The sequence below is a fragment of the Hufsiella ginkgonis genome (assembly GCF_009834915.1).
GTDB lineage: Bacteria > Bacteroidota > Bacteroidia > Sphingobacteriales > Sphingobacteriaceae > Hufsiella > Hufsiella ginkgonis.
The window spans coordinates 920965-943326 of sequence record NZ_WVHS01000001.1; the positions used below are offsets into that span (position 1 = coordinate 920965).

Consider the following 22362-nt stretch of genomic DNA (forward strand, 5'->3'; position numbering starts at 1 on the left):
CGGCACACTTTTAATTAAATTGATACTTTTGAGCAATCCTAATCCTCGTCATGATGTTTGTTTTAAGCGATACCCCCACCGTCGGTAACCATTTCCTGGCCGAGTTGCGTGACGCCGGCATTCAGCAGGACACCATGCGCTTCCGGCGAAATATGGAACGCCTCGGCGAAATTTTTGCCTACGAGATCAGTAAGTCCATGCAGTATGTGGAAACAGATTTCGAGACCCCGCTGGGTACCGCCACTGTCCCGGTACTGGAAGAACAACCGGTACTGGCCACCATTCTGCGCGCAGGGCTTCCCCTTCACCAGGGATTGCTGAATTTCTTCGATAAGGCCGATTCCGCGTTCATTTCCGCCTACCGGAAGGTAAACAAGGGCGGGGGATTCTCTATTCAAAGCGATTATGCCGCTACACCCGACCTCGATGGCAAGATCCTGGTGATCTCAGACCCCATGCTGGCCACCGGCATGAGCATGGTGCTTTGCTGCAAGGAGCTGCTTGGCCAGTATACTATCAAGGCGGTGCACATCGTTGCCGTTATCGCCAGCGCCGAGGGTATCAACTATGTAAAAGCTAATCTCCCCAAAGCGCATTTATGGATCGGCGCCATCGACGAAGAAATGACCACCAAAGCGTATATCGTGCCCGGTTTGGGCGATGCCGGCGACCTCGCCTTTGGCGTAAAAATTTAAGCCGTGAAAAAATACCGTCACTTGTTTTTCGATCTCGATCATACGATCTGGGATTTCGACAAAAATGCCGAAGAAACCCTGCACGAACTCTATGGCCGGTATGCCCTTGGGGAGCTTGGGCTGCGGTCGGCCGATATCTTTATCGAAACATATACCCGCAATAACCACGCCCTTTGGGCTGAGTACCACCTGGGGAAAATCACAAAAGACTACTTGCGCGAAACCCGGTTTAGCAGAACTTTTATTGAGCTGGGCTTATCGCCCGAAGTGATCCCGGTTGCTTTTGAAGATGATTACGTGCGGATCTGCCCCACCAAAACAAACCTGTTCCCCGATGCGCATGAAACGCTGACGTACCTGCAGGGCAAATATGTGCTTCACCTGATCTCGAACGGCTTCAAGGAGTCGACCGAGCTCAAGATCGCCAATACCGGGCTCGCAGCTTATTTCCAGTCGATCACCATCTCCGAAATTGTGGGGATCAATAAACCCGATCCTGCTATTTTCGAGTTCGCGCTCGGGCGGGCAGAGGCACAAAAACACAAAAGCCTGATGATCGGCGACAGCCTGGAAGCCGACATCCGCGGTGCGCAGGATTTTGGGATCGATGCCATCTATTTCAACCCTGCCAATAAAGAAAAACCGGCGGATGTGAGCCGCCAGATCCATAGCCTGTGCGAGCTGATGGACATCTTATAAACCGGAAAAAAACTTAACATCTAACTAACATTTTGCTTATCTGTATGTTCCACCTTTGGTTATCGGTTAGCGGTGATCAGCAAGATGTTATGAACACACGGCGTGTGCATAATTTACGCTGGGAACCGGCCGCCGCTCACTGAAACTAATTGGAAAATATGGACCACATCATCCCTGTAGCAATCCTGCTCGTACTGGCCGCACTGGTAGTAATCTATTATTACAGCCCATACGAACTTTCGGTAGAAGAAGAAGAAGATTAGTCTGATCCTTTTTTGAGCCGCTTTTAGTAATATTGCCGTGTTTATACGGCAATCGAGTTCATGATCAACCAGTTCAGGACGCTTAGTCCCCTTAATCTTGCTATCCTGGCAGTTGCCACGCTCGTTTTCCGTATCGGGTTATTTTACCACTTACCCGGGTCTCTCCCGCTTCATATCACCGATCCGCTCGAAAAACTGATGATCCGGGTGCCGGGAAGCCTTTCGGTTTCGGCCACGTCTAATATTCTGATTGCAGCGGCCATCACCTTTTGCCAGGGATTACTGGTGAATAAAATGGTGAATGATTACAACCTGATGGGGAGACCTTCTTTTCTTCCCGCATTACTTTATGTCACCGCTGCCAGCCTGCTAACGCCGTTTCTGACCTTAAGCCTGCCCCTGATCGGTAATTTCTTCGTGATCTGGATCGCCTATAAATTCCTGAGCTTATACCGGAGCGACAGTGCCGGCCCTGTAATGTACGATCTCGGCATGATCGTTGGCGCCGCTACCCTGGTATATTTCCCGTTCATTGCCATGGTACCCCTACTATGGATCAGCCTCATTATCTTCCGGCCGTTTAACTGGCGCGAGTGGTTTGCCGTATTGATGGGGTTCATCACCATTTACTTTTTCCTGGGTTTTATCTATTACTGGAACGACGTTACCGAAAAGTTTTACCGCATCTGGTTGCCGCTCACCAATAAGTTCACACTCGGCATCCAGCTAAACCTCTATGATTATATCGTATTTATCCCGCTACTAATCATTTTTGCCTTGTCGCTGCTCACCATACAGCAAAAGGTTTTTCGCGGATATGTACAAACCCGCAAATCTTTCCAGGCTTTGTTTGCTATGCTCATCCTCGCGATAGTATCATTTTACCTCGAACCGGATTCCGGGATCTCCCACTTCCAGCTCGCCGCCGTTCCCGTTTCCGTATTCCTCGCTTACTACTTCAGCCACGCCAGGATCCGCTGGTTTTACGAAGCCCTGTATATGCTGCTGGCAGGCTGCGTGATCTATTTCCAGTGGTTTTAGGGGGTGGAACGTTATTCGCCGGATATCCCGCATTATACGTTATACGTTTCCGGGAGCGCAGCTGCGCTTTTTTAAGGAGGCGCAGGAACGTACCACCGTTAAACCTAATTAACCTTTTTTAACACTTCCCGCGTTCCCGCAGGGCAAAATTTAGATAGTTTTGTGACATGAAGTATGGGGTAGTACTTTTTATCGGCGCCTGGGGATGAACCTGGTTATTGACAAAGGCAATAGCTCGGCCAAGATCGCATTATTTGAGGAGCGGGCAATGGTGCGAAAAGAGGTATACCCAACGCTTTCCGGCGAAGTGATCGGCCGTTTTCTTGCCGGGCAGCACGTAGAGTTTTCGATCATCTCTACCGTGGCCGGTCTGGCGCCGGAAACGGAGGATTACTTAAACGGTTCGGGTCATTTTATCCGGTTCCATACCGGGCTGAAAACTAAGGTGGTTAACCGTTATGCTACGCCGGAAACGCTTGGTCCCGACCGGCTGGCAGCGGTAATTGGTGCACAGGCGTTGTTCCCAGGCAGGAACGTGCTGGTGATCGACGCGGGTACGGCCATTACCTACGACCTGGCAAGAGCCGACCGCCGGTATGATGGCGGAAGCATCTCGCCGGGCTTGTCGATGCGCTTCCGCGCATTACAGACTTTTACAGGTAAACTGCCGTTAATAAACGCAGATCCGGGTTACGATACAGGATACGGTTACGACACCAGGACCGCTATTCTTTCGGGGGTGCAGGATGGAATTGTGTACGAAGCGATGGGCTTTATCGGGGCATACCGGGCGCTTTATCCTGATTTACAGGTAGTGCTATGCGGAGGTGACGTTAATTTTTTTGAAACCCGTATGAAAAGTAGCATCTTTGCGCCCATTGTCAAAACCGAACCCTCACTGGTGCTTATTGGTTTAAACGAAGTTATTTATCAGTATAATGATTAAAATTTTCAAGTATATATTCCTTGTTATTCTTTTACCGGCAGGCTTCGCGGCTACGGCTCAAACCACCAGCAGCTCGCCCTATTCAAAGTTCGGGCTTGGGAATATCAAGGGTCCTATCCTTCCGCAGAATCGCGCGATGGGCGGTATCAGCACCGGCATCCGCAGGATCGGCGCCTATAACAATGTGAACCTGCAGAACCCGGGCTCTTATTCAGACATCCGGATGACTACCATCGACGTAGGCGCGTTTGGCGGCATTACCAGCCTGAGCAATAACACCACCAAACAGGGAGGGGTGTTTAATGCGGCGCTTAGCCATATCGTGTTCGGCATCCCGGTCAGCAAGAACTCTGCGCTGAGCTTCGGCCTGGTGCCTTATTCCGACCTTGGTTATAATTACACCATTCCCGGTAAGATCGACACCAACAACGTAAATTATAAGTATTCCGGCGAAGGCGGTCTCTCGCAGGGATATATCGGTTATGGATTTTCGCTTGGCAAGCATTTCAGCGTGGGCGCAAACGCCTCCTATATTTTTGGTAAACTTGAAGAAAGCGCTACCACCGATTTCGACGTTTCTACCACCTTTACCAATTCAAGGACCTCCCGGAGCAGGGCCATCGGCGGATTGAGCCTCGAATACGGTGCACAATACTTTACCAACCCTAAGCCTGCCACCAGGCTCATCATCGGGTATTCGGGCACCTCAGGTAATAAGATCAATTCTACCGCCACCAACCTCACCACCCATTTTGCCAAAGTATTTAACCAGGATACCGGTGACCAGGACGAGCTCACCGCTTCAGATACCACTTTCTTTTCCGAAGGTGCAAAATCGAAATTACGCCTGCCTTCAAAAAACAGCCTGGGCTTTACCCTGGAAAGTGCCAACAAATGGCTTATCGGCGCCGATGTAACGGCTACCAACTGGTCATCCTATCGTGACGGCGCCACGAATCCCGGTCTTAACAACAGCTTTACCGTGAACGTTGGCGGGCAGCTCACTCCCGACTTTACTTCGGTAACCAACTACCTGAAGCTTATAGATTACCGCTTCGGCTTTAAATACGATAAGACTTACATCAACATCAAGAATACCGATATCCGGGATGCCGCGGTTACTTTCGGGCTCGGGCTGCCGCTGCCATCCAATCGCGGCGTGTCGTTCTACAAGATCAATTTCGCCACTGAGCTGGGCCAGCGCGGCACATTACAGAACGGGCTGGTGCGGGAGCGGTATGCCAATTTCTACATCGGAATTACACTGAACGACCAGTGGTTCCAGAAATTTAAGTTCGACTAAGCGTGTCGCCGGCCGCCAAATACCTGCTGATCGGCTCATTCGCCGGCGCCCTGCTAGTTACCTCCTGCGAAAACGAGCTGAAGGACGTTCCAAAGGTTTCTTCCAAAAAGGTTCCGATCCTTGTTGACAAGTCACTGGGGGTAGAGATCATTTACAGCGACTCGGCCGTGGTAAAGGCGAAAGTATTCGCCCCGCTGATGCTGACCCACAAAACCACCAATCCCTATTACGAGATGCCCAAAGGGGTAACGGTGATCTTTTACGATGAGAAACTGGAGGAAAAGAACCGGGTAACCTCCGATTACGCCATCCGTCGCGAAAATGAAAAGATCATCGAGTTACGGAAAAATGTAGTTATCCGCACAAAGACCGGCGAAACCATCAAATCCGAAGAGATGTTCTGGAACGAAAACATCCGCAGGTTCTACTCCAACCAGATGGTTACCATCACTTCGCCGCGCGGCGATATCGGTTATGGCACCGGCTTTGAAAGCGACGAAAACTTCAATTACACCCTGAGAGGGGGCAACGGCATCTTCACGGTGCCCGAAAAGGCCATCAAATAACCGCTTAAAACACCCGGGGGCGCCCCTAAAAAAATTCTGTTGTAAATTTTTCAAAAATTGTATCTTGCGCCCTCTTTTTAAAGTATATATAAAATAAAGTAGTAATATGGGAATAATGAGTTTCCTGCGAGAACGGGCAGGATATATCATCATGGGAGCGATTGGGGTAGCAATACTGGCCTTCCTTGTAGGCGACGGCATCCGTTATGGCCAGCCTTTTTGGTCACAACAACAGAACGTAATAGGTGAAGTAGCCGGGGAAAGCATCAAGTATGATGAATTCAGCAAAAAGATCGAGCGTGCCGAAGCCAGCTTCAGGCAGCAGATGGGTGGAACTTTAAACCCCCAAATGGCCGCTTACGTACAGGACAACACGTGGAAACAGGAAGTGTCTACCATCCTGCTGCAAAAAGAGGTGAACCGCCTTGGACTGGTAGTTAGCAAGAGCGAGCTGAACGACCTGGTGAACGGCCAGAACCCCGACCAGCAGATCATACAGAACTTCAGTGATCCTAAAACCGGTCAGTTTAACCGGAGCCAGCTCACCAGCTTCCTGCAAAACATCGATACCCAGCCGGCGGAGATGCAGGCGCAATGGAACCTGTTCCTCGAAGGGATCAAAAACAACCGCCTTTCGCAGAAGTACATGAACCTGGTGAAAAACAGTGTGTACATCACCTCACTGGAAGCGCGCGAAGATTACTCGCAGCGCAACAAGCTTGCGAATTTCAGCTATGTACTGCTTGATTACGCATCTGTAGACAACAGTAAGGTTAAACCAACAGATGCCGATTACCAGGAATATTACAACGAAAATAAAGCGACTTTCAAAAACGAAGAAGAAACCCGCACCGTTGATTACGTGGTATTCGATGCCAAACCGTCCAAAGCAGACAGCGCGGAGATCAAATCGAACTTCGACAAATTAGCCGCGGATTTCAGGGCCTCTACCAACGATTCGATGTTTGTTAGCATCAACTCTGACGCTAAAATGCCGATCTCGTACATACATAAAGGACAGCTCGATCCGGCACTGGACTCGCTGGTGTTTAAAGCTGCTCCGGGCGCCCTTGTTGGGCCGCTCCTCAGCAACGACAAATACCGCATGGCAAAGGTGCTCGATAAACGCAGCAGCCCTGATTCCGTAAAAGCCAGCCACATCCTGATCAACCCTGCTACAGAAGGCGGTGCCGACAAAGCAAAAGCGAAAGCCGATTCTATCGCCAACCTGATCCGCAAAGGGGCCAGCTTCTCTGATCTCGCAAAACAGTTCGGTACCGATGCAAGCAAAGACAAAGGCGGCGACCTGGGCACATTTGGCCGCGGCGCCATGATCCCCGCTTTCGAAGAAGCGGTGTTCAACGGCAAACCAGGAGAGCTTAAAGTATTAACTACCCAGTTTGGCACGCACGTAATCCACATCGATTCGCAAAAAGGATCATCAGTGGTGGCTAAAGTAGCCCTGGTAGAAAAAGGCGTTACAACCAGCAGCAAAACACAAAACGACGCTTATACCCGTGCATCCGCATTCCTGACCTCGGTAAAGGACCCGGACGAGTTTGACGCCGCAGTTAGTAAAGCCGGCCTTAGAAAACTGACTTCACCAGAGCTTTCCGGCGGCCAGGCAAGCATCCCGGGAATTGAAAATCCCCGCAAGATCGCCCAATGGGCATTTAAAGCCAACGAAGGTGACGTAGCGGAAGAGATCTTCTCTTTCGATGATAAATATGTGGTGGCAAAACTTACAGATATCCGTAAAAAAGGCCAGCTTCCCTTAGAGAAGGTAAAGAAATCCATCGAGCCGATGGTGATCAACTACGCCAAAGCAAAAATGCTGAATGAGAAAGCAACGGCCGCTCTTTCAGGCGCAGCCAACCTCAATGCGGTGGCGAGCAAACTGGGTAAGCAGGTGGTTCCGGTACAGAACATCGTTTTTGCGAACCCGATCATCCCGGGCTTGTCGCAGGAAAATAAGGTGATCGGTACCGTGTTTGGCCTGAAACCAGGAAAAATGTCTAAAGCCATCAACGGTGAAGCCGGTGTTTACGTGGTAAGTGCAGCCGGGTTTAACGAGCCGCCTGCACTTACCAATACCTACAAACAAAAAGAGCAGATGATGCAGATGCTTGGCCAGCAGGTTCCTAACCAGGCATTTAAAGCGTTAACCGACAAAGCAAATATTAAAGATAACCGCGTAAAATTCTTTTAAACGGTTATTCAACAGGAATCCGGGAGCCACCGCTCCCGGATTTTTTTTGACCCTATTCTTACAGCATTACGCAACAGATTCCCGACCTTTACTTAAAGAATTCGTTTCAGATGGAGATCCAGGAGAATTTCGTAAATAAAGTAGCGCAGAGCGGATTGATCAGTTTTGATCTCGCCGACCTTTATCCCGCAGGAGAAAGAGTAGAGTACGATATCAGGGATAATCTTTTCCATGGGCTCATGCTTCGCGAAAAGGATTTCAGGGAATTTATCAAAGAACATAACTGGGCGCAATACGCCGGCAAGCATGTGGCCATCACCTGCTCGGCAGACGCGATTGTACCCACCTGGGCTTATATGCTGCTGGCTAACCGGATGACACCTTATGCGGAAACAGTAGTATTTGGCAACCTTTCCGGGTTGGAGAGCGTCTTGTTTAAAAGGGAACTGGATAAACTCGATGCCGGAAAATACCGGGACCAACGGGTGGTGATAAAGGGCTGTGGCGATATTCCCGTACCTGTTTCTGCTTACGTAGACCTCACCGCCAAACTTACCCCCGTGGTGAAAAGTATCATGTACGGCGAGCCTTGTTCTACCGTCCCGGTATTTAAAAGAAAAGAACAGGCTTAAAAGGTATCTTATCCTCATTAAAGCAATAGGGCTATTTTTGTGTTATAACAGGATATGGGAAAATTATATTTGGTAATCCTGCTTTGCCTGCTTACGGGAAGCACTTTCTCGCAGGAGCTGGAGCCCCGTAAAAATGGCGCCTTCCAGCCCGGGGAAAAATTGACCTATAAGCTGAAATATGGCTTCCTCACCGCCGCGGAAGCTACCCTCGAGGTGCAGGAAACCGATGTAAAGTTCGATAACAAGCCAGTTTTTCACCTCGTAGCACAAGGAAAGACCTCGGGTTCATTCGATATATTTTATAAAGTACGCGACCGTTATGATTCTTATATCGACAAAACGGAACTAACCCCGTACCTGTATACAGAAAACATTCGCGAATCCAACTATCGCCGCACGGACCATGTACGTTTTTACCAGGAACAGAAAAAAATAGTCGGCGAGAAAGGCACCTTTAAGGGTGTGAACCCCACGTTCGACCTTATCTCGGCGTATTATTTTGCCCGCAGCCTCGATCTCACCAATATCTCTCCCGGCGATAAGATCAGGATGAACTACTTCCTGAAAGATGAAGTGTCACCTTTCGAGATTCAGTATGTCGGTAAAGAACGGATCAAAACACCGCTCGGGTATTTTAACTGCCTTAAGTTCAGCCCGACCATACAGGCCGGAAGGATCTTTAAAAAAGACAGCAAGCTGTACCTTTGGATCACCGACGATGGGAACCGTATCCCCGTAAAGGCACAGGTAGAGATCCTGCTGGGTTCTGTTACACTGGAGATCCAGGACGCCACCGGCATGAAATACCCAAGTACCGCAACAGACAAAAAATGATCGAAGTACAGCATACGCTTGTCCACGAAGACGTGGTTTCCGAAAATTTCGTTTGCAACCTCGATAAATGCAAAGGCGCCTGCTGTGTAGAAGGCGATTCGGGCGCCCCCCTCGAAAAAAGCGAACTACGCGTACTCGAAGAGATCTACCCGCTGGTAAAGCCCTACATGACGAAAAAAGGAATTGAAACCGTGGAAGAAGCGGGCACCTGGGTAAAAGATTTCGAAGGCGATTATACCACCCCTTGCGTAGATGGCCATAAAGAATGCGCGTACGTAACCTGGGTACACGGCATCAGCAAGTGCGCCATCGAAATCGCGTATGAAGAAGGAAAGGTCGGCTGGAAAAAACCCATCTCCTGCCATTTGTACCCGATCCGGATAACGGCTTATCCAGAATTTGACGTGCTGCACTACGACCGCTGGAACATCTGCAGCCCCGCCTGCTCCTTCGGGAATTCGCTGAAGGTACCCGTTTATAAATTCCTGAAGGAGCCGCTGATCCGCAAATATGGCCAGGATTGGTACAAAGAGCTCGAAGATCACCTGGCCGATTAAGGGGTAGCGGATTCATCGTTTATTAATTGAATTCGTATTTTCGTCGTCAATGAGCAACATAATCGTATTCGGCGCCGCCGGCCAGTTGGGTCAATGTTTAAAACGGGTATCCGAACAAAGAGGGACAACCCTGGTATTCCCCGCGGAAGCCGAGGCAAATATCCTGGACACAACCTCGCTCGAAGCCGTTTTCGCCAGGTATCAGCCAAAGTTCTGCGTGAATTGCGCAGCCTATACCGCGGTTGATAAGGCAGAGGACGAGGCTGACCTTTCTGCCATGGTAAACGAAACCGGTGTGGAGAACATCGCTCGGCTCTGCGCTAAACATGGCACTACGCTTATCCAGATCTCTACAGATTTCGTATTTGAGGGGAACGTGATCAAACTGCTTACCGAAGAAGATCCGGCTAACCCCGTAAATGTTTACGGGCTTACCAAGCTTCGCGGGGAGCAGGTGATCGGCAAATACACGTCCACCTACTTCACCATTCGCACCAGCTGGCTTTATTCCGAATATGGGAACAATTTCGTAAAAACGATGCTTCGCCTGGGGCGCGAAAAGCCTGAGCTTAACATCATCGCCGATCAGGTAGGCACGCCAACGTACGCCATCGACCTCGCCGGCTGCATCCTGGACGTGATCGCGTCAGGCACTGCCGGATACGGCATCTATCACTATAGTAATGAAGGGGTTACTTCCTGGTTCGATTTCGCCCGGTCGATATTCGATATTGCAGGCATAACCGTAAAAACAAACCCGGTACCTACCTCCGCCTACGTTACGCGGGCAAAACGTCCGCAGTTTTCGGTGATGGACAAAACAAAAATTAAAAGTACTTTCGGAATGACGATTCCTTACTGGCGCACCAGCCTCGAGAAATGCGTTGCGAATTTAATGGCAAATGAGCTATAAAACAGTATAACATGAAGGGAATTATCCTCGCCGGCGGATCCGGCACCCGCCTCCACCCGCTCACGCTCGCTACCAGTAAACAAATGATGCCAGTTTACGATAAACCGATGATCTATTACCCGCTGTCGATCCTCATGCTGGCGGGCATCAGGGAAGTACTGATCATTTCTACTCCGCATGATTTACCGAACTTCGAAAAATTGCTGGGCGACGGATCACTGTTGGGATGCAAATTCAGCTATGCGGTACAGGAGGTCCCCAATGGACTGGCACAAGCTTTCGTGATCGGGGCTGATTTTATCGGCACCGACAGCGTGGCGCTGATCCTGGGCGATAATATCTTTTATGGCGACAGCATTTCCAACCTGCTGCAGGATCTCACCGAGCCGCAAGGTGGTGTAGTGTTCGCTTACCAGGTTTCTGACCCGGAACGCTACGGCGTAGTTGAGTTCGATGAGGATAACAAAGCGATCTCTATCGAGGAAAAGCCGTTGGAGCCCAAATCAAATTTCGCTGTTCCAGGCCTGTACTTCTACGACAACAGCGTGGTAGAAATCGCTAAAAACATTCAGCCCTCGCCGCGCGGCGAATACGAGATCACCGATGTAAATAAGGAATATCTCCGGCAGGGAAAGCTCAAGGTAGGCGTATTAAGCCGTGGAACCGCCTGGCTCGATACCGGCACGTTCAATTCGCTGATGCAGGCAGGCCAGTTCGTACAGGTAATTGAAGAGCGCCAGGGGCTTAAGATCGGCTGTATAGAAGAAGTAGCCTATCGGATGGGGTTCATTACTGCCGAAGAGCTTAAAGCGGTAGCGCTCCCGCTGGTTAAAAGCGGCTACGGGCAATACCTGATCGGGCTGCTGAAAAGGCAAACAACAGCCGGTTTAAAGTTGGGAGCTTAAAGCTAAACTTTCAACTTTAAACCTCTAAACCCTAACCCTTTAACAAGATAGTTACTCACATTTTTTGTTTCCCCCCTTTTTCTAATTAAGTTTAAAATTTTTTAGTGAGGTAACTTGCTAAAATTTTATGCTTATCCCTTGATGTTACGTGTCGACAGTTCGAAGCCCTGCAAGTTAGTGTATGCCATTTGTAAGCACGAGTACCTTGGTTTTTTGATCGAACCACATGTGGTTCAGCTAAATCCCGACGGTGATTTCTCGCTTACCTATCAGCGGCTGTTTTCTAACACCGCCAGGGAATTTCATCGCATGCTCGATGAAAACGACTATAAGCTCATCAAAATACTTGAAGAGACCGAACAGGGACACATCATTCGCCGCTTTTATAAAAAGCCCATCAGGCCTTTCGAATTTTTTAGCAAGGTCTTCAATGAGAAGCTGTATGAAGTGATCCGCCCGAAGATCGAGAAAAAGATCAATGAGGCCATGGTCCTGCTTCGCGACAAAGCACTTTACCTGATGAGTAAAGAAGGGTGGCCCGTGGAACGCGAGGTGCATTTTGCAGCCGAACCGGCATCGATCCTTTTCCATTTCCGGAGAACGCCCGAGGAAACCCGTTACTTCCCGACCATCAAGTACCAGGGCATGCGTATCGAATTTATGTTTAAAGAAGCACAGGTGATCAGCAACCTGCCGGCATGGCTGCTGCTGGATGAAGTGCTGTATTACTTCGAAGACGAGGTGGAAGGGAAAAAACTCCAACCATTCCTTAATAAACGGTATATCTCTATCCCTAAATCGTCGGAAAAGACTTATTTCGAGAAATTTATTGCACCACTGATCGAGAAACATCATGTGTATGCCGAAGGCTTCGAGATCAAAACCGAGAAATACCAGGCGTCGCCGGTGTTGAAAGTGCTTTATATACAGGGCGGGACATCGCAACTGCAGCTATATTTCAGGTACGATACGTACATTTTCCCTGCCGGGAACGACAAACAGGTTTCCGTGCGTATGGAAAAACGGGGTGATGAGTACGTTTTTCATCGCGTAAAGCGGTCGATGACCTGGGAAAAAAATAAGATGGATGAGCTTATCGCGATGGGATTAAGGACCTCGGGCACACTGTTCGCCAACCTCGAAGCGGGTCACGATGGCAATACGGAGAGCGATGCTTCCTTCAGCGTGATCGATTGGGTGAACGCGCACCACGACGAGCTCTCCGAAAAAGGATTTACCTTCGAACAGCCCGATGGACAGAAGCGTTTCGTGTTCGGCAACAGCAAGATCGACCTTGAATTCAGGGAGGGGAACGACTGGTTCGACATCCATGCCGTAGTACATTTCGGGCCATACCGCGTGCCTTTTCTCCAGCTCAAACACCATATCCTGAACCGCATCCGGGAGTTCCAGCTGCCTTCGGGCGAAATTGCAGTGATCCCGGAGCATTGGTTCTCGCAATACGGCAACCTGATGAGCTTTAGCGAGGGCGATCAGCACTTAAAGCTAAAGAAACATCATATCGGGCTTATCAGCGATTTTGCCAACAGCGAGCTGGCAGGAATTACCATCGACCGCAAATTGCAGCAACTTGCCAACTTTGAAGAGATCGAGGACATCGACGTGCCGCAGCACTTTAACGGCACCCTACGCGCTTACCAGAAAGCGGGCTATAACTGGTTTCATTTCCTGAGGACCTACAACTTCGGCGGATGCCTGGCCGATGACATGGGTCTCGGTAAAACCGTGCAAACACTCGCCTTCCTTCAAAAGATCAAGGAAGAGAATATTGCGGCGGGCACGGCTAGCACCTCGCTCATCATCATGCCGACTTCGCTTATCTACAACTGGCTGACCGAAGCGCAAAAGTTTGCTCCCGACCTGAAATTACTGGTACATACCGGCACCTTCAGGAACAAAGACGTAAGCCGGTTTATGGATTATGATATCGTGTTTACCACGTATGGCGTTACCCGCGTAGATATCGACCTGATTAGTACGTTATATTTTGGATATGTGATCCTCGACGAAAGTCAGAACATCAAAAACCCGTCATCCAAGGCTTATCACGCAGTAAAACTGCTTAAGTCGAAACACAAGCTGATCCTGAGCGGCACACCGGTGGAGAACTCCGTAAACGACCTGTGGACACAAATGTCATTTATCAATCCCGGGTTGCTTGGTAACCAGCATTTCTTCCAGGGAGAGTTCGTTACGCCGATCGAGAAGAAAAAGGACGAGGAAAAAGCGCGCCGCCTGCAGGCCCTCATCAAGCCTTTTGTGCTGCGGCGCACGAAATCGCAGGTGGCTACCGAGCTGCCTCCTAAAACCGAACAATTGTTCTATTGCCAGATGAGCGAAGAACAAGCCAAGTATTACGAAGAAGTGAAATCCGAATACCGGAACGAGCTGCTGCGCAGCCTTGAGGACGGCACCTTCAATAAATCGCAGGTACAGGTACTGCAGGGACTGATCAGGCTGCGGCAGATCGCCAATCACCCGGGTATGATCGATGAAGGTTACGAAGGCGATTCGGGCAAGTTTGAAAACGTGATACATACCTTGCAAAATGTGCTTTCGCGCGGTCATAAAGTGCTCGTCTTTTCCCAGTTCGTAAAGCAGCTGAACATTTACCGCAATTATTTCGACCAGGAAAATATTGCGTACGCTTACCTCGACGGCTCTACCCGCAACCGCGGCGAGGTGGTAAAGGAGTTCCAGGAAAACGACGGCATCAAGCTGTTCCTGATCTCCATCAAGGCCGGTGGTGTGGGACTAAACCTTACGGGCGCCGATTACGTGTTCATTCTCGACCCATGGTGGAACCCCGCGGTAGAACAGCAGGCCATTGACCGTACCCATCGCATCGGGCAAACCCGGAACGTGTTCATCTATAAGTTCATCACCAAAGACAGTGTGGAAGAGAAGATCCTTTCCCTGCAAAACAGGAAACGGGTGGTGGCAGAGTCGCTTATCACCACGGAAGAAAGCTTCGTGAAATCGCTATCGGCGGAAGATATCAGGGAGATATTGAATTAGGTTATTCCTTCGGCAGGCTTAACACCTCTTCCACCCAACCTTTTCCCCACTCCTCCATTTCTTTTTGCGTCCATAGCTCCGGGTAAAAAATGCGTTTCCGGAAGCGTGGCGGCAGGTATTTCTGCCAGTTGGTGCCTCCCGTGGCCGGGATTTCATGGGGCTGCCGGTGCAGGTAACGCACCGCCGATTTATAGTGTGCCAGCGGCCAGTTCACGTTTACAAACTGGTCAAGCTTGCGCAGCTCCTCTTCAAGCGCGGTGGTATCGTCGCCCGATTGCCTCAGTATGCTAAACAATGCACGGAAGTTCAGCCTTTCGCACGATTTCGCTAACCCGATCAGCGTGGCCGCATATTTATGCTCGAACTGTTTTAACGTAAGCGTTTTATTCCCGGTAGCAAGCTCGGTAGCGCCCGACTTCCAGTAGATGAATTCGAACTGCTCCTCAATCGTGGCATCAGCCATTTCTGCCCGCTTGTCCTGCGCCACCAGGCGGATAAAATCGGTAGCGTAGATCTCGATCATGCGGTATTGCCCGGATTGGAACCCGCTCGCCGGCAGCAGCGACATCCGGAATTTGAGGAATTGCTCCTTATCCATACCGTCTACCATGATATCAAAGGAGCTTACAAGCGCCCTGAAATAGGAGTTGATCCGCTTCAGCCTGGCCACGAAGAAATTCATATCAACCGGCCGCTGTGCTACCAGTTGCTTACATTCATGCAATACCAGTTTAAAATACAGCTCCGTAACCTGGTGATACATAATAAAGATCTCCTCGTCGGGGAAGGGCGTCTTCGGGCTCTGCAGGCTTAGCAGGGTATCCAGGTGAATATAGTCCCAATACGTAAGGTAATCTGCATACAGCAAGCCATCCAGGTACGATACCATGTCCTGCCCCATTGCCCCATACTTTTCCTGGAGCTGCTTTAGCTTTGCCTCAATTTCGGGGGTGATCTCCATAAGTTTCAGAATAATTTCGCTACTAACATGCCCAGGTAAAATGCGGCTACGCTCAGCACGAAATTTAACACGATGTTTGCTAAGGCCATCCCGGTCTTCCCCGACGAGAACAGTCCTACCGTTTCGTAAGTAAATGCCGAGTAAGTGCTAAATCCGCCGCAAAAACCGGTGAGCAATAGTAATTTAGCCGAATCGCTCATGGCCAGTTTTTGCGCAGAAAGGCACACCACGATCCCAAAAACAAAACAGCTCAGGAAATTAGAGGTCAGCGTGGCCAGCGGAAATACCGGCTTCCATTGCAGGTACGCCTTCCCCACCAGGTAACGGGCGACGCTTCCGGTCCCGCCACCGAAAAAGACGATAATGATGTTTTTCATTTCTGGCTGGTTATAAGCTAATAGTAATAGCTGTCAGCCGCTTGTAATTGCGACTATGCTCCGGCCAAAAATAAGCACCCGCTAAACGTCATACAAGAGCTGATCGCTGCCGGCGTTAATAAAGCACCCTAAACTTAATCGTATGCTCGATCTTTTTCAGTTCCTTTAACACCTGCTTGTCGTACTCCGCGCTTACATCGGTAATGGCATAGCCGATCTTCGGGTTCGTCATCAGGAACTGGGCGACAATATTTATGTCGTGGTGTGCAAAGATCTGGTTAATGCGCGCCATAATTCCCGGCACGTTCTGGTGAATATGGATGAGGCGATGCGCGTGATCAACTTTCGGCAGCTGCAGGTTCGGAAAGTTGCCGCTCATATAGCTGTCACCTTTGTTGATAAAACCCGCCATGCGCACCGGGATAAAACGCGCATTCCTAGGGTTTGATTTCGGATCGTCGAACAGCACGATACCCATCGCCGTACATAATTCATGCGAAACCCTGTTACGGCTATTACCCAGGTAACCAATCGTTTTGAGCTTTACCGCGCGTGCGAGCTGCCCGTCGGGGACCCGCTCGTCGCTCGCCAGCAGGAGCATGCCCACATCGGCCACATATTTTTCCTCGAAAGAGGTTTTATGCCGGATGGAAAACCCGTCTTTTTTTAACACCTGGATGGCTTCATCCGGCACATTCCCGATAATGAGGCACAAGATCCGGTTCTTGGGGTATGAAATGGCGCGTGGCAGGTTATTCACATACAGGAACTCGTCGAAGCTTGGCGTTACATGGTCGGCCTTCTCCGCCACCGCTTTGCGCTCGATGTTCTCGGTATACGCAAAAAACTTCCTGATCAGCCCCGACTCTTTCAACTGGAAATCCGAATGCCCGTCGCCGATGCCATAGATATCGCCGTCCAGGTTCATGCTGCGCAGAAGCTTCACCTTTCCGCCTTCATTCGACAACGGGTTTTCGGCATCATAGCCTATGATCTTCCCATCCTCGTCGAAAAGGAAGGTATTTGCATAAATATTTTCCTTTTTAATATGGTAAGGCAGCACCACCGGGGTGATAAACTCCTTGAATCCCCCGGAAACGATCAGCACGTCGTCTGCATGTTTTTCAAAGAAAGTTTTATTGCGCGAGAACGAGGACGATACCTTTTTCTTAAGCCTGCTTACCAGTTGTTTTAGATGGTCGCGGTTGGCTTCCAGCAGCTGCACTCTTTTAGTTAAGCTTTCGCGGAAGGAAAGTTTCCCTTCCATGGCGGCATTGGTGAGGTCTTCTATCTGTACATAGATCGCTTCCCGGTCCGGGTGTTTTCTTAAGGAAATACGGGCCAGCTCGTCCAGCGCTTCTACCTGGGTAAACGTGCTGTCGAAATCGATGATAAAGGTTTGCTTCAAGGTATGTAATTGTAGGTGTAAAAATAGGCCGCGTTATACCAGTTCAATACAAGTTTCGTTAACCACTTCGCTAACCGGCCGGAAAACAATGCCCGGAAGTGCTTCATTGATCTTTTCGGTAGAATACAAATGTTGTTTGGTAAGGCTGTGAACCACGCTCCTGTTCACCAATGCCAGTTTCAGCATCCATGGCCTTACCAGGATGGAAGGCGCGCGGTTGCCGAAAATGGCCGCTGCCTGGGTAAAAAGTTCTTTAATAGAAAGTGTGCCTGCATTTAAGATAAAGCGCTGCCCGGAAATGTCGCTGTTCATTAAGGCGATCATAACACGCGCTACGTCAGCTACGGCAATTAATCCGATACTTCCTCCTGTATAAAAGGAGGTTCCCCGGCGTGCGGTTTCAAAGATCCTGCCGCTTCCCTTATCGCCGGCAGCTCTCCCGATGATCACCGCCGGATTCACGATCACCGCCGTAAGGCCTTCGGCGATACCGCGCCACACTTCCATCTCTCCTTCGTACTTGGAGATCGAGTAACCGTGCTGCAGCCCGGTATATTCCAACAAGTCTTTTTCGGTAACGGCCTGTCCTGGTTTGCCTTCGCCGATGGCGGCCACCGAGCTCACATGTACCAGCTTGCCGATATTATTTTCGAGGCAAAGATTTACCACGTTCGCCGTTCCTTCCGCATTTACCTGGTGCAATCTTTTCCGGTCGGCGGACTTAAATGAGATCATGCCCGCGCAGTGGTAAACCTGCCGCACGCCTTCAAAGGCTGCTTCGAGTGCAAAATGGTCGAGGATATCCGCCGTCACCCATTCTACCGGTTTTCCCTGTAAAATCTTCGGAATCGCTGAACCTTCGCGCTTTATGGCACGAACCCGGGCACCATTCTCAAGCAGCTGATACACAAGCTCCGAACCCAGGAAACCGGTGGCGCCGGTAATTAATATCATCCTAATTTTTTAAAATGCCTTCAAAAGTAATGGATTAAAGTGGATATTTGAACACGTTTACCGATGGCCATGTCCCTGATAGATTTTTTTTCTCCCGTAGATCTGCATAAGATCATGCCCCAGGCAGGGTTCTTTTCCAGCCAGATGGGGAGCCGGACATACATGTTTGTCGACACGTTTCCCGACCTCGACCATGCAATGGTGGATATCGCCATTTTTGGCGTGGCCGACGATCGCAACACCATTGGCAACTCCGGTTGTGCACTCGCCCCCGATCATATCCGCGAACGTTTCTACAGCCTGTACGAAGGACCGTACCTTTCGCGCATCGTCGACCTCGGGAACATCCGCGCCGGCAATACCGTGGCCGATACGTATTTTGCGGTAAAAACAGTGGTGGCCGAGCTCGTTAAAATGGACATCCTCCCCATAATACTCGGCGGCGGCCAGGATATTACCTATGCCCAGTATGCGGCGTACGAGTCGCTCGAAACAAAAGCCGATCTCGTAGTGATCGACTCTCATTTCGATCTCGACGATACTACCGAAACGTCGGTGGAAACTACCTCCGCCTCATACCTCAACAAGATCTTTTTACATGAGCCGAATTTCCTGTTCAATTACAGCAACATCGGCTACCAGACTTATTTTGTGAGCCAGGACAGCCTGCGCTTCATGGAAAAACTGTATTTCGATGTGCACCGGCTGGGAGATTTTACCGGTAAGATAAGCGCCACCGAGCCAGTTATCCGCAATGCGAGCCTGGTGAGTTTCGATATTTCGGCCATTCGTTCTGCCGATGCCTGCGGGAATGCGAACGCCACCCCCAACGGATTTTACGGCGAAGATGCCTGCCAGATCTGCCGCTACGCGGGAATGAGCGATAAGCTCACCTCTATCGGCTTCTACGAGTTCAATCCCGCTTTTGATCAAAATGGCCAGACCGCTATTCTCCTTTCTCAAATGCTCTGGTATTTTATCGACGGGTTTTACAACCGGAAGAAAGATACCCCCCTCACGCCGAAATCGCAATACATGATCTACCGGGCTGCTCTCAAAGAAGACTCGCACGAGCTGGTGTTCGTAAAAAGCAAAAAAACCGACCGCTGGTGGCTGCAGGTGCCGTATCCCGCAGGGACTTCACAGAATGAACGGTTCCACATCGTGCCTTGTACCTACGAGGACTACCAGACCGCCGTATCAGGCGAAATGCCTGATCTTTGGTGGCGAACATACCAGAAGCTGGTTTAAGGATACTTTCGGCATATGCCGATCCCCCTTTTAACAATATTTTAACAATTCTACCCTTCATACTACTGATTTTCAAGGAACAGAACACTATATTTGGTTTATTGAAACCCCAAATACTTAATATATTATGAAAAAATTAATTTTAACAGCAGCACTGGCTCTCCCCGTTATGGCCATGGCGCAGGAAACCTTTACCGTTAGCGGTAAGGTAGGCACCAAAAACGCACCGGTAAAGGCATTCATCTCTTACCGGGTTGGAGCAGATGCTGTTTCTGACTCTGTTGAAATAGTAAACGGCGCCTATAAGTTTACCGGTACCGCTCCAAAATACACGTCGGCATTTGTTACGGTGAAATACCCGCCTGTTCCGGGAGCTGACCCGAAAAAACGTACGCCGGCGGATGCGTTCCAGGTATACCTCGATAAAACGATCATCCTCAACTCTGCAGATTCCATTAAAAAATCGACCGTTAGCGGCTCCAAAGTAAACGAGGAAAATTTCGCGTTTAAAGCGCTGCTCGCTCCTGCAAATGCGGGCATGGCCGCGCTTAACGCGGAATATACCAGCAAAACGCCTGAAGAACGCAAAAACCAGGATTTCATCAAGTCGCTGAATGACCGCGCCGGTGTTCTTAACAAACAGACAGCAGACATCAATAAATCCTATTGGGAGTCACATACCAATACCTATATCGGGCTTGTGGCTTTCCGTTCAGCTATCGGCTATAACATTAATGATGAAGTGGTGCAGCCGCAGTTCGATAAATTCACCGCCGATATAAAGGCGACCGAGCTGGGCAAGAACATCAGCAACATGATCGAGGCCGCCCGCAAAACCAAAATAGGCGCCATGGCCATGAATTTCACGCAAAACGACGTGAACGATAAACCGGTTAGCCTCTCTGATTTTAAGGGCAAATATGTGTTGGTTGATTTCTGGGCTTCATGGTGCGGCCCGTGCCGTGCAGAAAACCCGAACGTAGTAGCTACTTATAACGAGTTTAAAGATAAAAATTTCACCGTATTGGGCGTTTCGCTGGATCAGCCGGGAAAGAAAGAAGAATGGCTAAAAGCAATAAAAGACGACAACCTGAACTGGACACAGGTTTCTGACCTCCAGTACTGGAATAACGCCGTCGCCAAACAGTGGGGCATTAATGCCATCCCGGCCAGCTTCCTGATCGATCCTGCAGGCAAGATCATCGGTAAAAACCTCCGCGGCGACGAGCTGAAGAAAAAACTGGCCGAGGTACTGGCTGCACAGGCGCCGAAATAGTTTTGAGTGATCAGTGCTCAGTTTTAGCGCTCAAAATAATAGACTGGTATAAAAAGAAAGAGGCGGGAATAACACCCGCCTCTTTCTTTTTAACCTGATATCACTATTATCTTATACTACACACCCCTCAAGCCGATCATTGGTTACCGAAACTGGTCACTCTTTACAACAAATCAAACCCGATATCTGTCCTGAAATAACGCGCGTCAAAATAGATCCTTCCCGCATCGGCGGTAGCTTTCTGAACGGCGTCGAACAGGGTATCCTGTAAAGAGGTGATGGCCAGCACACGCCCGCCGGAAGTTTTTACTTCCCCGTTCTCCAGGGTAGCGCCCGCGTAAAATGCATTCGAGTGGCGGAGGTTTTCGACCCCGGTTATTACCTTTCCTTTCAGGTATTCGCCCGGGTACCCCCCGGCCACGATCATGATGGTAACAGCTGTTTTGGGAGAGATCACCAGGTCTACCTGGTCGAGCGTACCTCCTGCAACCGCCTTAAACAGTTCCGCAAGGTCGTTCACAATACGGGGCAGTACGCTTTCGGTTTCCGGATCGCCCATGCGCACGTTGTACTCGATCACGTAGGGTTCGCCGTTCACGTTCATCAGCCCGATAAAGATAAATCCCTTGTAAGGGATATTTTCTTTTGCCAGGCCCTGCATGGTCGGGATCACGATCTTACGCTCTACTTTCTCCAGGAACTCCGGTCCGGCAAACGGGACCGGCGAGATAGCGCCCATCCCGCCGGTGTTAAGGCCCGTATCGCCTTCGCCGATGCGCTTGTAGTCTTTTGCGGCAGGCAATATCTTATAATTCTTCCCATCGGTAAGCACGAACACAGATAGCTCGATCCCTTTCAGGAACTCTTCTATCACAACCGTTTTACCGGCTTCCCCGAACTTGGCATCCTGGAGCATGGCACGCAGCTCAATTTTCGCGTCTTCCGTTGTTTCGCAGATCAGCACGCCCTTGCCGGCCGCCAGCCCATCCGCCTTTAATACTACCGGCAGCGGATGCCGGTCGAGGTAGGCAAGACCATCCTGGAGGGTACTTTCCGTAAAAGATGCCGAAGCGGCGGTGGGGATCCCGTGGCGTACCATAAACCGCTTGGAGTAATCTTTACTGCCTTCCAGCTGCGCGGCTTCTTTCTGCGGACCGATCACCGGGATATGGCGCAGCTCCGGCTGGTCGAGGAAAAAATCGTGCACGCCTTTTACCAGCGGCTCTTCCGGGCCAACCACCACCATGTTTACCCGGTTATCGAGGGCAAACCTGCCAAGTGCAATGAAATCTGTTGGGCTGATAGCCACGTTCGTCCCAAAAACAGCCGTCCCGGCATTACCCGGAGCGATAAACAAATTTGTTACCTGGTCACTTTGCGCGAGTTTCCAGGCGAAGGCGCTCTCCCTGCCGCCAGAACCGAGAATGAGAATGTTCATGCGGCAAAGATAGACTTTGCACGAGAACGATTCCTGCTTCTTCGGCAAAAAACGCTAAATTAGCGCCCCGCACGACCCTGTCAATTTGACTTGTA

The 22362-nt window shown here is 50.0% G+C and carries 20 protein-coding genes; 15 read left to right on the forward strand and 5 right to left on the reverse strand.

Annotated features, from left to right (window positions below; all coding sequences use genetic code 11):
- Window positions 1-50 precede the first annotated feature (50 nt).
- From upp to GS398_RS04005, 13 genes are all read left to right on the forward strand, one after another.
- The gene (gene upp, locus GS398_RS03945; RefSeq protein ID WP_160905412.1) at window positions 51-695 is read left to right on the forward strand and encodes a uracil phosphoribosyltransferase; all 645 of its coding nucleotides are present in this window, start codon (window positions 51-53) and stop codon (window positions 693-695) included.
- A 3-nt stretch (window positions 696-698) separates the two neighbouring features.
- On the forward strand, window positions 699-1394 hold the full coding sequence (locus GS398_RS03950) for a YjjG family noncanonical pyrimidine nucleotidase (protein WP_160905413.1): 696 nt from the start codon (window positions 699-701) through the stop codon (window positions 1392-1394).
- Window positions 1395-1717: 323 nt separating this feature from the next.
- Window positions 1718-2698 carry a DUF6427 family protein gene (locus tag GS398_RS03955; RefSeq protein ID WP_160905414.1) on the forward strand — a complete coding sequence of 327 codons (981 nt, stop codon included), beginning with the start codon at window positions 1718-1720 and terminating at the stop codon, window positions 2696-2698.
- Window positions 2699-2903: 205 nt separating this feature from the next.
- On the forward strand, window positions 2904-3644 hold the full coding sequence (locus GS398_RS03960) for a type III pantothenate kinase (RefSeq protein ID WP_160905415.1): 741 nt from the start codon (window positions 2904-2906) through the stop codon (window positions 3642-3644).
- Window positions 3637-4947, forward strand: a complete 1311-nt coding sequence (bamG, locus tag GS398_RS03965) for a BamG family beta-barrel-assembly machinery protein (RefSeq protein ID WP_160905416.1) — start codon at window positions 3637-3639, stop codon at window positions 4945-4947. Before GS398_RS03960 ends, bamG begins: the two co-directional genes overlap by 8 nt.
- 2 nt (window positions 4948-4949) lie before the next feature.
- On the forward strand, window positions 4950-5513 hold the full coding sequence (lptC, locus tag GS398_RS03970) for an LPS export ABC transporter periplasmic protein LptC (RefSeq protein WP_369410220.1): 564 nt from the start codon (window positions 4950-4952) through the stop codon (window positions 5511-5513).
- A gap of 115 nt (window positions 5514-5628) precedes the next feature.
- A complete protein-coding gene (locus tag GS398_RS03975) occupies window positions 5629-7722 on the forward strand; it encodes a peptidylprolyl isomerase (RefSeq protein ID WP_369410221.1) in 2094 nt (697 codons plus the stop codon).
- A 110-nt stretch (window positions 7723-7832) separates the two neighbouring features.
- Complete coding sequence (locus tag GS398_RS03980) at window positions 7833-8354, forward strand: DUF2480 family protein (protein WP_160905418.1); 522 nt, start codon at window positions 7833-7835, stop codon at window positions 8352-8354.
- Window positions 8355-8408: 54 nt separating this feature from the next.
- A complete protein-coding gene (locus GS398_RS03985) occupies window positions 8409-9188 on the forward strand; it encodes a DUF3108 domain-containing protein (RefSeq protein ID WP_160905419.1) in 780 nt (259 codons plus the stop codon).
- Window positions 9185-9745 carry a DUF3109 family protein gene (locus tag GS398_RS03990; protein WP_160905420.1) on the forward strand — a complete coding sequence of 187 codons (561 nt, stop codon included), beginning with the start codon at window positions 9185-9187 and terminating at the stop codon, window positions 9743-9745. The genes GS398_RS03985 and GS398_RS03990 overlap by 4 nt, the downstream gene beginning before the upstream one ends.
- Window positions 9746-9770: 25 nt before the next feature.
- Window positions 9771-10658, forward strand: coding sequence for a dTDP-4-dehydrorhamnose reductase (rfbD, locus tag GS398_RS03995; RefSeq protein ID WP_369410235.1), 888 nt, complete (start codon window positions 9771-9773; stop codon window positions 10656-10658).
- An 11-nt stretch (window positions 10659-10669) separates the two neighbouring features.
- A complete protein-coding gene (gene rfbA, locus GS398_RS04000) occupies window positions 10670-11563 on the forward strand; it encodes a glucose-1-phosphate thymidylyltransferase RfbA (protein WP_160905422.1) in 894 nt (297 codons plus the stop codon).
- A 141-nt stretch (window positions 11564-11704) separates the two neighbouring features.
- Window positions 11705-14602 carry a DEAD/DEAH box helicase gene (locus GS398_RS04005; RefSeq protein WP_160905423.1) on the forward strand — a complete coding sequence of 966 codons (2898 nt, stop codon included), beginning with the start codon at window positions 11705-11707 and terminating at the stop codon, window positions 14600-14602.
- A 1-nt stretch (window position 14603) separates the two neighbouring features.
- Here GS398_RS04005 and GS398_RS04010 read toward each other — a convergent pair whose 3' ends face one another.
- From GS398_RS04010 to GS398_RS04025, 4 genes are all read right to left on the reverse strand, one after another.
- A complete protein-coding gene (locus GS398_RS04010) occupies window positions 14604-15563 on the reverse strand; it encodes a tryptophan 2,3-dioxygenase family protein (protein WP_160905424.1) in 960 nt (319 codons plus the stop codon).
- Window positions 15564-15568: 5 nt separating this feature from the next.
- Entirely contained in the window at window positions 15569-15940 is a 372-nt protein-coding gene (gene crcB / locus GS398_RS04015; RefSeq protein WP_160905425.1) for a fluoride efflux transporter CrcB, read from the reverse strand.
- Window positions 15941-16055: 115 nt separating this feature from the next.
- Window positions 16056-17348 (reverse strand): HAD-IB family phosphatase, encoded by a 1293-nt coding sequence (locus GS398_RS04020; RefSeq protein ID WP_160905426.1) that lies wholly within the window; start codon window positions 17346-17348, stop codon window positions 16056-16058.
- Window positions 17349-17381: 33 nt separating this feature from the next.
- On the reverse strand, window positions 17382-18302 hold the full coding sequence (locus tag GS398_RS04025; RefSeq protein WP_160905427.1) for an SDR family NAD(P)-dependent oxidoreductase: 921 nt from the start codon (window positions 18300-18302) through the stop codon (window positions 17382-17384).
- Window positions 18303-18371: 69 nt separating this feature from the next.
- On the opposite strand from GS398_RS04025, the gene GS398_RS04030 reads away from it, so the two are divergent.
- Window positions 18372-19553: a formimidoylglutamase gene (locus GS398_RS04030; RefSeq protein WP_160905428.1), complete on the forward strand. Its 1182-nt coding sequence runs from the start codon at window positions 18372-18374 to the stop codon at window positions 19551-19553.
- Window positions 19554-19680: 127 nt separating this feature from the next.
- Window positions 19681-20829 carry a TlpA disulfide reductase family protein gene (locus GS398_RS04035; protein ID WP_160905429.1) on the forward strand — a complete coding sequence of 383 codons (1149 nt, stop codon included), beginning with the start codon at window positions 19681-19683 and terminating at the stop codon, window positions 20827-20829.
- A gap of 163 nt (window positions 20830-20992) precedes the next feature.
- Here GS398_RS04035 and purD read toward each other — a convergent pair whose 3' ends face one another.
- Entirely contained in the window at window positions 20993-22267 is a 1275-nt protein-coding gene (purD, locus tag GS398_RS04040) for a phosphoribosylamine--glycine ligase (protein WP_160905430.1), read from the reverse strand.
- Window positions 22268-22362: the final 95 nt, after the last annotated feature.

Coding starts and splice junctions, on each gene's coding strand:
- bamG (WP_160905416.1), top strand. CDS start 3,637: ATGATTAAAATTTTCAAGTATATATTCCTTGTTATTCTTTTACCGGCA.
- GS398_RS04005 (WP_160905423.1), top strand. CDS start 11,705: ATGTTACGTGTCGACAGTTCGAAGCCCTGCAAGTTAGTGTATGCCATT.
- GS398_RS03975 (WP_369410221.1), top strand. CDS start 5,629: ATGAGTTTCCTGCGAGAACGGGCAGGATATATCATCATGGGAGCGATT.
- GS398_RS04025 (WP_160905427.1), bottom strand. CDS start 18,302: ATGATATTAATTACCGGCGCCACCGGTTTCCTGGGTTCGGAGCTTGTG.
- GS398_RS03955 (WP_160905414.1), top strand. CDS start 1,718: ATGATCAACCAGTTCAGGACGCTTAGTCCCCTTAATCTTGCTATCCTG.
- upp (WP_160905412.1), top strand. CDS start 51: ATGATGTTTGTTTTAAGCGATACCCCCACCGTCGGTAACCATTTCCTG.
- purD (WP_160905430.1), bottom strand. CDS start 22,267: ATGAACATTCTCATTCTCGGTTCTGGCGGCAGGGAGAGCGCCTTCGCC.
- GS398_RS04030 (WP_160905428.1), top strand. CDS start 18,372: ATGTCCCTGATAGATTTTTTTTCTCCCGTAGATCTGCATAAGATCATG.
- GS398_RS04010 (WP_160905424.1), bottom strand. CDS start 15,563: ATGGAGATCACCCCCGAAATTGAGGCAAAGCTAAAGCAGCTCCAGGAA.
- GS398_RS03960 (WP_160905415.1), top strand. CDS start 2,904: ATGAACCTGGTTATTGACAAAGGCAATAGCTCGGCCAAGATCGCATTA.
- GS398_RS04035 (WP_160905429.1), top strand. CDS start 19,681: ATGAAAAAATTAATTTTAACAGCAGCACTGGCTCTCCCCGTTATGGCC.
- GS398_RS03990 (WP_160905420.1), top strand. CDS start 9,185: ATGATCGAAGTACAGCATACGCTTGTCCACGAAGACGTGGTTTCCGAA.
- rfbA (WP_160905422.1), top strand. CDS start 10,670: ATGAAGGGAATTATCCTCGCCGGCGGATCCGGCACCCGCCTCCACCCG.
- GS398_RS03985 (WP_160905419.1), top strand. CDS start 8,409: ATGGGAAAATTATATTTGGTAATCCTGCTTTGCCTGCTTACGGGAAGC.
- GS398_RS03980 (WP_160905418.1), top strand. CDS start 7,833: ATGGAGATCCAGGAGAATTTCGTAAATAAAGTAGCGCAGAGCGGATTG.
- crcB (WP_160905425.1), bottom strand. CDS start 15,940: ATGAAAAACATCATTATCGTCTTTTTCGGTGGCGGGACCGGAAGCGTC.